This window comes from Kineococcus esterisolvens, from assembly GCF_050871405.1.
Lineage (GTDB): Bacteria > Actinomycetota > Actinomycetes > Actinomycetales > Kineococcaceae > Kineococcus.
Map to the genome: position 1 here is coordinate 64,471 of NZ_JBJLRI010000004.1, position 8,989 is coordinate 73,459.

Genomic DNA, 8,989 nt, shown 5'->3' on the forward strand with positions numbered 1-8,989 from the left:
GCTCCTCTCCAGAGCGTCGGGGATGCTTGCGTGCCGCGCGCCCGGCTCGAACGGGCTGCTCTCCTGAGAGGGCGGGCTGCCTGGCGTCAGGCGGTGGGCGGCAGGTACTCGACCAGTGCGCCGTGGATGTCGACCGCCTCGCGGGTGAAGCCGGCCACGGTCCCAGTGCGGGCGCTCACCCACTTGTTGAGTCCCGTCTTCAGGCGCAGGTCGTGCGGGTCGGGCGTCCCCGTCGACCGCTCCCGCAGCAGGCGGATCAGGGTGCCGACCGGCAGGGACTCCAGCGCCCCCCCGTCACCCACGTAGGCCCCCACCTCGAACCGGGGCGCGGGGGCCTCGTCGGGCAGCGCCTCCGGCTCCACCTCGGCGGCGTAGACGTAGGCCCCGGTGTCCAGACGCACCGTGTAGGGGTGCACCTCGCCGTAGAACCTCACCGTGCCGCCCGTGCGGACCACCTCCCCGGCCAGCCCCTCCGTCAGGGGCGAGGTCAGTGCTCGGCGCACCACCACGCGGTCGCCCTCCTGGGTCAACCCCTGGGCCAGCTCACGGATCGCGTCGTTGATCGTGTCCACCAGGCTCTCGAACGTCATGGTCCCCATCTCGTCAGTTCCCCTTTCCATCGCCCTGCTCACACTCGCACGCTAACACAGTCACAGACACCCCACAACCAGGTCGCGGACGACCTGCTGGAGCATGGTGGTGGAGCCCACGTTGTCCACCACCAGGTCGAAGTCGTACCCGTCGAGGGCCGTCTCGCTTTCGTGCACCCCGCCGTCCTCGCTCACGGCCGGCCCGACGCCGGGGCGGTTCACCCGGATCACCAGGCCGTCGCGCTCCCGGATGGCGTCCGCCTCGTTCGGGAAGCGCACGTCGGTGATCGCCACCCTGTCGCCGGGCAGGTCACCCATCAGGGCGTCGACCCACACGTTCTCGCCGAACAGCCGGCGCCCGACGTCCGTGCCGAGCCGCTGGAGGATGCGCCGCACCTCGGGGTACTCCTCCTTGGCCCCCTCCCAGCCGTTCGCCGCCACGACCTCGGCCAGGCGCACCTCCTCCTCCCACTCGTAGTCCTCGTGGCAGTCGCGCATCTCCCGGATGTACTGCGTCTCCGCCCCGACCACCGGATTCAGGGTCAGCGCGGCCTCGCGCAGCTTGTCGGCGTAGGCCGCCAGCCTGTACCCCTGAGACACCAGCGCCTCGGCCGCCGTGTTCTTGCCGCTGCGGGCGTACCCGCTGAACCCCACCAGGGCCGTCACTCGCCCTCCTCCTTCGGCTTGTGGCACTCGTGCTCGCACGGGGCGTACCGGCACCCCGAACAGTCCATCCCTGGCAGGCACCAGCCCGACCAGTTGACTCCCTTGCTCACACCAGGTCCCGCGTGAGGCGCTTCACCTCCAGCTCCAGCTCCATGTCGGCGATGAACCGCTCGACCTCCAGCTCGGCGTCGAGCATGTCGAAGTCCAGCTCCAGGGTGTCCATGTAGTCAGCGAGTCCTCTCGTCAGCGGTCGTTGTCGACGCTCTCCAGCGCCAGGGCGTGCAGTTGGATGTCCTCGGGGTCCACCCCTCGCGGGATGGCGATGATCTTCGGAACGTCGGCCAGCGTGGTGTAGCCCTCGATCACGGCGACCCGTGCGTGCTGCACCTCGCCGCCGTGCGAGAAGGCCACCACCCAGTTCTCCGTGCGGGCGTCCGTCTTGATGGCGGGCATGCCCCCTCCTCTCAGTTCGTGAAGACGTGCACGGCGCCGCCGGCCTCGATGGTCCAGACGTCACCGCCCAGTTCCATGTCTCGGGCGTACTTCTCGAAGTCGATGTAGTAGCGCAGCCCCTCGGGCACCTGGGCCAGCAGGCCGGTGTCCTCCAGGAAGTCCTCGGCGTACCCGGTCAGGCTGTCGTGCTCGCCGCGCCAGTGCTCCTCGAACTGGTCCGCCAGGTCGTCGTCCAGCAGGCTCAGCCCGACGTGCTGGGCGTACTGCACCACCAGGCGGACGTCGAGGCGTCGCTCCTCAGCGAGGTATCGGTGCGCCTCGGCCATCTTCTGCGCGTGGGCCGGCGAGCATTCCCCCTCCATCAGGCCGTCGAAGTCGTCGCCGTCCATGCACCACAGCTCCTCGTGCTCGGCCGGGAGCGGGCGGGGAAATGTGCTGTGCACGTCCTGGATCGTCACGCTCGCGGCGCCCTCAGCCGCGTACCACTGGCCGACCAGGCGGCCCTCGTTGTAGCAGGCCAGGCAGCCGATCCAGACTCTCGGCTCGCTCATCACCATCGCCCCCCGTCCATGTCGTCGCGCGGCGTCAGCAGCAGGATCACCGTCCCTGCGGCGAGCAACTGCACCTGGAGGAGCAGGCGTGCCAGCCGCCCCTGTTTCGTCATCGCGTCCATCCCCCCCGCTCCTCTCTGTCGGCTGCCTCATCAGGACCGGGGAGCCACCCCGGCCGACCCCCGCAGGGGTTTCGGCTCGGCCTAGTCACGCCAAATCCGGTCGACGTCCTCCTGGGTCAGGGGCCTCGGCGGTCGCCGCTTCTCCCTGCGCGCCTGCTCCTGCTCGTGGCGCCGCTGCGCCTCCTGCTGCGCCTCCTGCGATTCGCCCTCCCCGTGCTCCATGAGTTCCCCCTCTGCTCTCGGCTGCCTCGTCAGGACCAGGGAGCCACCCCGGCCGACCCCCGCAGGGGTTTCGGCTTGCGACTACCAGCCGCGCGGTTCGACGGCGACCGGCTGGCCGTTCTCGAAGGTGATGAGGTAGACCACGACCTCACCGTTGGCGGCGTAGACGTTGGCCCCACAGATCAGGTTCCCCATCGTCCGGCAGTCCCAGCGAGGGTCGTCCTCCATGATGACCTCGGGCTCGGGCGTTGCGGTGGGCGTCGGTTCGGTCACCACCACGGGCGGGTCAGCCACGTCGCGGGTGCCGCGCGTCACCACGGGCGCCGGGGTTTGCGTCGGGGCCTCGGTCGCGGTCGGCTCGGGCGTCTCGCTGGCCGTCACCACGGGGGCCGGCTCGGCGGGCACCTCAGTGCTCACCGACACGATGTCCGGCGTGACCGTGGCCCCGGCGTAGGGGCTCACCAGCGCCCCCGGCTGGTCGCCGGCCGACTCCTGGAGGCGCTGCTCCACCACCTCGCGGTGCGCCCTGTCCACGTCCTGCGGCTGCGCCACCAAGGCCATTGCCCCGGCCACCACTGCCATCGGTGCGCCGATCAGCACCGCAACCCCTCTCGCCCTGCTCATGCCCATGTCGTGCTCCTCTCCTCGCGGCTGCCTCATCAGGGGCCGGGAGCCACCCGACCCGACGCCCTCCCGGGCGTTTCGGCTTGCGTCAGTCACCGCTCGACGTGTGCCACCCGAGCACCGCCTCCAGCTCGGAAGCCACGTCCCGCAGTGCAGCGGCGTACCCGTCCCGCTCGCTCTCCTCGTAGGCGCACTCCTCGCAGGCGCAGCGATCCTCGGACTCCAGGTCCGCCTCCTTGCGCTCGTCCATGCGCTCGGCCCGCTTGCGCAGGGCCTCGATCAGCGCGTGCACGTCCTCGTCCAGCTCGCCCCTCGACGCGGGGGCCACGGCCTCTGTCATCGCTCCTCCTCCAGGTAGTCAGTGACGATCTCCAGCAGCGCGCTCAGGTCATCGCCCGAGGCCATGTAGAGGTCCACTCGGGCGTCCCAGGCGTCGAACTCCAGGCTGTCGGCCAGCCTCTTGTGCGCCTCGACGCGCCTCGCCTCGCGCTCCCCGACCTCGCGCACCTTCTCGGCCAGTTCCGCCCTCGTCATCGCCCCCCCTCCAGTTCGTCCAGCAGGTCCAGCAGTTCATCCCAGTCGGGGATCACAGCTCGTCCCTCACGTAGTTCAGGGCGGCGTCCTCGTCCGCCAGGTGGGCGTGCTCGTCCGCCGTCTCCACCACGTCCGGGTCCTCGTCGCCCAGGGCGTGCCCGGAGATCCACTGCGCGGCCACCTCGGGGCGCCCGGCCTCCTTGAACACCCGGGCCAGCGCGTTCGCCTCGTGGCAGGTCAGCTTCTCGCCGACGTGCAGGGCCACCATGTCGGCGAACACGTCGGCCAACTCCTCGACGGCGCCCAGGACCGCCACCTCGCGCCGCCGCATCTCCAGCTCCGCCATCGCACCCATCAGGAACCTCCGTCACGTCGTTGGCTTGCCTCATCAGGGGCGCGGGGGCCACCCGTCACCCGACCCCCTCGCGGGGGTTTCGGCAGTGCGTCAGTCGTTCTCCTCCACGTCGGTGATCTCGTAGTCCGGGTGGACGCTCAGGTACTTGGTGCGACCGAAGTCCACCGATCCGACCAGCTCGTCGTAAGCCTGCTGGCGGGCGTCCTCCTCGTCCGTGGCCTCCTCGATCTCCACCGTGACGTAGGCAGTCACCGCCACCTCGACCGTGTAGGACTTCTTGCGGTTCAGCGCCTCCAGGCCCAGCTCCTCCAGCCACTCGTCGGCCCGGCCGCACCAGTCGCGGTCCTCGGCGTAGTGCCCGACCCGTTCGCGGATCTGCTCCTTGAACTCGGCCAGCTTCGACTCGGCCAGGCGGCGCCGGGCCTCCAGGGAGGCAAGCGAGGGGGCCTCCTCGGTCACGTCACCGGGGAACACCCACATCGTCTCGCCGCCCCGATGGTCGTCGCGGGTCACCGCCTGCCAGTCGGCGCGGGTGGTCAGCAGGCGCTTGCCCCCGGCGAAGCCGTGCTCGACGTTCGTGGCGGTCAGCACGGTTCCGTTCTCGAAGCGGTGGTAGCTGCGGTCACCGATCACGCGGTACTTCTTCCCCGGCACCAGCTCGGTCGCGGGGACGTCGCGGCGAGGCGCGGGGGCGTCCTCGACCACCAGTTCCAGGTCGCGGGGCCGGACGTAGGCCACCCCTCCCATGACGCTGTGGTCTGCGGCAGTGAGGCCCTCCCAGTCGTCGCGGGAGGTCGCCAGGAACAGGCCGCCGCCGTTCGCCTCCAGGCCGGTCACGATGGTGCCGGTGGCGAACCCGTGGAAGCTGGTGTCGCCGATCACGCGGTACTTCTTGCCGCGCTCGACGGTGGTGACCGGAGCAGCGGTGGCGGTGTCGATGGTCGCAGTCATGGTGGAGTTCTCTCCTCGCGTCAGGGGGTGGCTTGCCATCATCAGGAGCAGGGGAGCCACCCCTACCCGACCCCCCGGAGGGGGTTTCGGCACTAGCTGGCGGTGTAGATCACGGCGCGCAGCTTCGCTGCCACGTCGTAGCTGTTCGCGTAGTCGGCGTACCCGGTTCCGTCGGCGCGGCGCACCACCCAGTCGCCGTCCGAGTCGAGGCGTGCCACGCGGTCGTCGTTCAGGGTGACGATCGACCCCTCGGTGGTCGGGAAGCCGTCCGGCAGGGCGGAGGGCAGGCCCAACTCCCCCAGCCACATCTCGATGTCGCGCTGCCACCCCTGGCGGCGAGCCTCGGAGATCACCGCCGTGCGAACCTTCTGGCGGAACTCCTCCAGCTCGGCCTCGGCAGCTTCGGCCCGCGCCAGGGCGGCAGCCACCACCGCGTCGCCACCCTCGGCCGGCGTCGGGGCAGACTCCTCCCCCGTCACCAGCTCCACCTGGTCGGCGTTGATGTAGCGCAAGCGGCCACCGTCCGGACCGTCGAACACCACCCGCAGGTCGCCGTCCCCGTCGCGGGCGCCGGTCACCCTGCCCTCGTCGCCGCGCTTGATGCTGTCCACCCGGTAGCTCGCGCGGGAGCCGTAGGTGGGGCTGTCCACGATCACGCGCACCCGGTCCTCCACCTGCGGCTCGCGCTTCTCGGCGGGCGCCTCGGCGGGCTCGTCGGTGATGCGCTCCAGGCAGCTCGGGTGGGCCAGCGAGGTCCGGTGCGGGCGGTGGTCCCACCTCACCCGCGCATCGCCGTGCATGCTGGCCCCCGGGGCGTCGACCAGCACGCCGGTCGCGCCCAGGTCGGCCTCTGCGGTGTAGACGCTGCCGCCGTTGGCGGTGTGCGGGCCGATCAGCTTCACGCGGTCGCCCACGCCCAGCGGCTCGGGCGCCTCGGCCTTCGGCGTCACGCGCTGCACCTGGCCCTCGCCGACGTAGAACGTGCCCCGCCAGTCGACCGTGCCCTCGGGCACCCGCACTTCCAGGGCGTGATCGCTCGCCCGCTCCCTGACCTCCACGATGGCGCCGACGTGCTGTCGGTAGTCTTCGAGGCGCATCGTGCCGCCCGCGCCCAGGCCGAGGTAGGCGGCGTCCTCCCCGTCGAACAGCACGCGCACCTTGTCGCCCGGCTCGTAAGCCGACGCGGGCTCGGTCTGCGCCTTCCACTGGTCGGCGTACCACTTGGAGCCGTGGCGGTGGTGCGTCGGGTCGATCACCTCGAAGCGGAGGCGCCCGGCCTGCGGCTGTTCAGCCAGGGCCGCGCCGGTCACGCCGGTCAGGTCCGGCACCCCGTCGGCCCGGTGAACGGTCACGCGGGTTCCGGCGGGCAGCGGGCGGGTCAGGTTCTCGGTCGCAGTCGTCATGTAGTGGTGCCTCCCCTAGTTTCGTGGCTTGCCATCATCAGGAGCACGGGAGCCACCCGTACTCGACCCCGCAGGGCGGGGTTTCGGCGCGATCAGAGGTGCATCACCTGGCCTCGCTTGAAGGCCCGCACCTGCGCCCGCCGACGCCGCTCCGCCCCTGCCGCCTTGCGCTCGAACTTGTCCATACGCATTGGAATCGCCCCTCTCGTTGTGGCTGCCTCATCAGCGACCGGGAGCCACCCGGCCGGACCCCCTGCACCGCAAGGGGTTTCGGCTTACACAGTCACACCACGGTCACCAACAGGGCGACCATGCATGCCAGGAACCATGCGAGCGTCAGGAGTTCCAGGACGAACCGGCCACGCGCCGTGAGTTCCAGCTCGTTCACGCGGCCACCGCCGTCCGGCCGTACAGGTCGTCCATGCGGATCTCCTCGCCACGCGCCAGGTTGTAGATCGCCTGCTGCCCGTGCTGGTAGGCCAGGGCCACGGCATCGGAGAAGTCGCGGACGATCACGCTGACGTCGAGCACCAGTCGGCTCCCGTCGATCCAGGCGCCGAAGTACCGGTTCAGGCCGGACAGCTCCTCGCGGTGCTTCTCGATGTACCGGGACACCAGGTACCCGATGAACTCGTCGTCCAGCTCGTGCACCTCCTCGAAGCCGGCCAGGCTGACGGCATACCCCCGCGTCGGGGTGTCGTCGCCGGTCAGGCTCAGGGTGCAGCCGTCGTTCTCGAAGATCAGGTCCGTCGCCGCGTCAACGACCTCGGCAACGTGGTCAGCGATCAGCATGGGCATGGGAGTCCCCTCTCAGGGAAGTTGGTTGGCTGCCTCATCAGCGACCGGGAGCCACCCGGTCGGACGCCCCGGAGGGCGTTTCGGCTCGTCAGTGCACGATCAGGCCGAGTTCATCCAGCGCCACCAGCAGCGCCGGGCCTAGCGACAGGACCCAGATCGCCACGATGACGTCCCACGTCCTCGCCAGGCTCTCCTCGCTCACACTTTCACACCCAGCCCAGGAAGGCCGCGCCAGCACCCAGCAGGCCGCTCGCAGCGAGCCAGCCCATCGTCGTCCGCAGGGGCCTCACTTCCAGGTCACCCCGTTCAGGTAGCCGACGCCGGTCATCTGCCCAGCCTTGCGGCCGTGGTAGCCGCACAGGTCGTACAGCTTGCCGCTGGCGGCACCGGCTGCCGTGGCGACGGCGCGCTGAGCGCAGCAGGGGAACATCGGCTCGTTCTTCGCCAGGCTGACGGCCATCACAGGCTCCTCATCGTGGGGCGGTACGTCGTGGTCTGTCGGGGCCGCATCGGCGGCACTCGGTGGTGGGCCATCTCGCGGCCTCCTCTCTCTCGGCGTGTGCTCACACTATCACACATGGCGTGTGGCGTCCGCCCGGCGCCCTCCGAAGGCGGTGCGTCACGATCACGCAACCGGGCGGTGCTGGCCTTCCACCAGCTCGAACCCCTCCCCTGCCCGCCCATGTTCCGGCGGCTCGGGTCAGCGTCTTGCAGTGTGCTTGCCGTCTCAGCCCCCCTGTCACCGTGTCCAGCCGGTGTCCGGCGGACCCGGGGTGGTGCGCTGTCACCAGCACCACCGCACCCGGTCACCCGGGGGGCTGAGACGGCATCCTCACCTCACGGCTTTCCGCACTCGCCTCCCCCCGTGGCATCCCGGGGGTCAGCGAGACAGCAGCCTCCCACCGTGCACTGCATGGCGAGGGATCGAGTCTCTTGACCAAGGCCGAACCGGTACCCGGTAGCGCGCACCCCTGGCAGGAGATACCTCCTGTGAGTCCCAAGATGAGCGTCCGAGCCCGTGACCGCTTACCACGCTCACACCCCCAGAGCGGGGGCTGCGACGTCCGGCACAGACACCGGGGCCGAGCGTGATCGGCAGGCCCTCGCGGGGGTCGTCCTGCCTTATTCGATTGAAGTTCGTGTCCCGAGCGTTTCCGCTCGGTGTGTGTCTCACACTATCACACTCTCCAGCGGCTTTCACTCGCTGTCGGTGTGAGCATCCGCGTCAGTGGCGACCGTTCCGGGGGCGGTTAAAGGATGCGCGCCCCGTTCCCAGCTCGGCTCTATTCCCTCCCCCGTGGGGAGCGGATCGACCGCCTCGCGTTGCTCCCACCGTACCGGCCCGTGGGCCAGTGTGCAAGTGGTTGCCGCTGTGGAGTTGAGAGTCGTGCGATGCCTCCCGGTTCCCCGTTCGGCGTGGCCTCACACTATCACACGCTGGCCGGTCGTGCTGGCCGTTCGTGCGTGGTGCTGGCCGTTCCCGCTTCCCGGTCTCCCGTTCGGCGTGGTCACGACATTAGCTCACACCCTCACACCCTGTCCAATCGGCCGGGCCGGGCGACGGCGAGGGGCGGAGAAGGCTCCCGCGTGGGCGCGCGCTCGCCTACGTGCGCGAGGCGCGGGCAGACATGCCGCTCCCCGGCCCGTGGTGGCCGCTGTGAGCGTTGCGGCAGTGCTGCCGGGGTGATGGGCCGGGGGGCGGGGTCGCGTCGCTCTCGGG

14 protein-coding genes and 8 other RNA genes are annotated in these 8,989 nt (G+C 70.4%); all 22 read right to left on the reverse strand.

Annotation, left to right across the window (positions count from 1 at the left end; genetic code table 11):
* Positions 1-86: 86 nt before the first annotated feature.
* The gene (locus ACRYR8_RS02855) at positions 87-590 is read right to left on the reverse strand and encodes a hypothetical protein (protein WP_432482562.1); all 504 of its coding nucleotides are present in this window, start codon (positions 588-590) and stop codon (positions 87-89) included.
* Between the two features lie 60 nt (positions 591-650).
* Complete coding sequence (locus ACRYR8_RS02860) at positions 651-1,256, reverse strand: deoxynucleotide monophosphate kinase family protein (protein WP_432482563.1); 606 nt, start codon at positions 1,254-1,256, stop codon at positions 651-653.
* Positions 1,257-1,499: 243 nt separating this feature from the next.
* A complete protein-coding gene (locus tag ACRYR8_RS02865) occupies positions 1,500-1,709 on the reverse strand; it encodes a hypothetical protein (protein WP_432482564.1) in 210 nt (69 codons plus the stop codon).
* Between the two features lie 11 nt (positions 1,710-1,720).
* Entirely contained in the window at positions 1,721-2,260 is a 540-nt protein-coding gene (locus ACRYR8_RS02870; RefSeq protein WP_432482565.1) for an antirestriction protein ArdA, read from the reverse strand.
* Entirely contained in the window at positions 2,260-2,382 is a 123-nt protein-coding gene (locus ACRYR8_RS02875; RefSeq protein WP_432482566.1) for a hypothetical protein, read from the reverse strand. Before ACRYR8_RS02875 ends, ACRYR8_RS02870 begins: the two co-directional genes overlap by 1 nt.
* 16 nt (positions 2,383-2,398) lie before the next feature.
* An RNA gene (locus ACRYR8_RS02880) (hammerhead ribozyme type II) lies at positions 2,399-2,459 on the reverse strand.
* Between the two features lie 4 nt (positions 2,460-2,463).
* On the reverse strand, positions 2,464-2,604 hold the full coding sequence (locus ACRYR8_RS02885; RefSeq protein WP_432482567.1) for a hypothetical protein: 141 nt from the start codon (positions 2,602-2,604) through the stop codon (positions 2,464-2,466).
* A gap of 15 nt (positions 2,605-2,619) precedes the next feature.
* Positions 2,620-2,680: hammerhead ribozyme type II (locus ACRYR8_RS02890), an RNA gene on the reverse strand.
* A gap of 5 nt (positions 2,681-2,685) precedes the next feature.
* Positions 2,686-3,228, reverse strand: a complete 543-nt coding sequence (locus tag ACRYR8_RS02895) for a hypothetical protein (protein ID WP_432482568.1) — start codon at positions 3,226-3,228, stop codon at positions 2,686-2,688.
* A 21-nt stretch (positions 3,229-3,249) separates the two neighbouring features.
* An RNA gene (locus ACRYR8_RS02900) (hammerhead ribozyme type II) lies at positions 3,250-3,312 on the reverse strand.
* A 4-nt stretch (positions 3,313-3,316) separates the two neighbouring features.
* A complete protein-coding gene (locus ACRYR8_RS02905; RefSeq protein ID WP_432482569.1) occupies positions 3,317-3,568 on the reverse strand; it encodes a hypothetical protein in 252 nt (83 codons plus the stop codon).
* Positions 3,565-3,762 (reverse strand): hypothetical protein, encoded by a 198-nt coding sequence (locus ACRYR8_RS02910; protein WP_432482570.1) that lies wholly within the window; start codon positions 3,760-3,762, stop codon positions 3,565-3,567. Before ACRYR8_RS02910 ends, ACRYR8_RS02905 begins: the two co-directional genes overlap by 4 nt.
* 52 nt (positions 3,763-3,814) lie before the next feature.
* Positions 3,815-4,117, reverse strand: coding sequence for a hypothetical protein (locus ACRYR8_RS02915; protein ID WP_432482571.1), 303 nt, complete (start codon positions 4,115-4,117; stop codon positions 3,815-3,817).
* A gap of 19 nt (positions 4,118-4,136) precedes the next feature.
* Positions 4,137-4,202: hammerhead ribozyme type II (locus ACRYR8_RS02920), an RNA gene on the reverse strand.
* 5 nt (positions 4,203-4,207) lie between these two features.
* Complete coding sequence (locus ACRYR8_RS02925) at positions 4,208-5,068, reverse strand: hypothetical protein (protein ID WP_432482572.1); 861 nt, start codon at positions 5,066-5,068, stop codon at positions 4,208-4,210.
* 26 nt (positions 5,069-5,094) lie between these two features.
* Positions 5,095-5,160: hammerhead ribozyme type II (locus ACRYR8_RS02930), an RNA gene on the reverse strand.
* A complete protein-coding gene (locus ACRYR8_RS02935; RefSeq protein WP_432482573.1) occupies positions 5,161-6,471 on the reverse strand; it encodes a hypothetical protein in 1,311 nt (436 codons plus the stop codon).
* Positions 6,472-6,493: 22 nt separating this feature from the next.
* Positions 6,494-6,560: hammerhead ribozyme type II (locus ACRYR8_RS02940), an RNA gene on the reverse strand.
* A gap of 119 nt (positions 6,561-6,679) precedes the next feature.
* Positions 6,680-6,747: hammerhead ribozyme type II (locus ACRYR8_RS02945), an RNA gene on the reverse strand.
* 108 nt (positions 6,748-6,855) lie between these two features.
* Entirely contained in the window at positions 6,856-7,269 is a 414-nt protein-coding gene (locus ACRYR8_RS02950; protein WP_432482574.1) for a hypothetical protein, read from the reverse strand.
* Positions 7,270-7,292: 23 nt separating this feature from the next.
* An RNA gene (locus tag ACRYR8_RS02955) (hammerhead ribozyme type II) lies at positions 7,293-7,355 on the reverse strand.
* Between the two features lie 200 nt (positions 7,356-7,555).
* On the reverse strand, positions 7,556-7,729 hold the full coding sequence (locus ACRYR8_RS02960; protein ID WP_432482575.1) for a hypothetical protein: 174 nt from the start codon (positions 7,727-7,729) through the stop codon (positions 7,556-7,558).
* Positions 7,730-8,989 lie beyond the last annotated feature (1,260 nt).

Coding starts and splice junctions, on each gene's coding strand:
- ACRYR8_RS02950 (WP_432482574.1), bottom strand. CDS start 7,269: ATGCCCATGCTGATCGCTGACCACGTTGCCGAGGTCGTTGACGCGGCG.
- ACRYR8_RS02885 (WP_432482567.1), bottom strand. CDS start 2,604: ATGGAGCACGGGGAGGGCGAATCGCAGGAGGCGCAGCAGGAGGCGCAG.
- ACRYR8_RS02870 (WP_432482565.1), bottom strand. CDS start 2,260: ATGAGCGAGCCGAGAGTCTGGATCGGCTGCCTGGCCTGCTACAACGAG.
- ACRYR8_RS02895 (WP_432482568.1), bottom strand. CDS start 3,228: ATGAGCAGGGCGAGAGGGGTTGCGGTGCTGATCGGCGCACCGATGGCA.
- ACRYR8_RS02910 (WP_432482570.1), bottom strand. CDS start 3,762: ATGACGAGGGCGGAACTGGCCGAGAAGGTGCGCGAGGTCGGGGAGCGC.
- ACRYR8_RS02935 (WP_432482573.1), bottom strand. CDS start 6,471: ATGACGACTGCGACCGAGAACCTGACCCGCCCGCTGCCCGCCGGAACC.
- ACRYR8_RS02905 (WP_432482569.1), bottom strand. CDS start 3,568: ATGACAGAGGCCGTGGCCCCCGCGTCGAGGGGCGAGCTGGACGAGGAC.
- ACRYR8_RS02855 (WP_432482562.1), bottom strand. CDS start 590: ATGACGTTCGAGAGCCTGGTGGACACGATCAACGACGCGATCCGTGAG.
- ACRYR8_RS02925 (WP_432482572.1), bottom strand. CDS start 5,068: ATGACTGCGACCATCGACACCGCCACCGCTGCTCCGGTCACCACCGTC.
- ACRYR8_RS02865 (WP_432482564.1), bottom strand. CDS start 1,709: ATGCCCGCCATCAAGACGGACGCCCGCACGGAGAACTGGGTGGTGGCC.
- ACRYR8_RS02915 (WP_432482571.1), bottom strand. CDS start 4,117: ATGGGTGCGATGGCGGAGCTGGAGATGCGGCGGCGCGAGGTGGCGGTC.
- ACRYR8_RS02960 (WP_432482575.1), bottom strand. CDS start 7,729: ATGGCCGTCAGCCTGGCGAAGAACGAGCCGATGTTCCCCTGCTGCGCT.
- ACRYR8_RS02875 (WP_432482566.1), bottom strand. CDS start 2,382: ATGGACGCGATGACGAAACAGGGGCGGCTGGCACGCCTGCTCCTCCAG.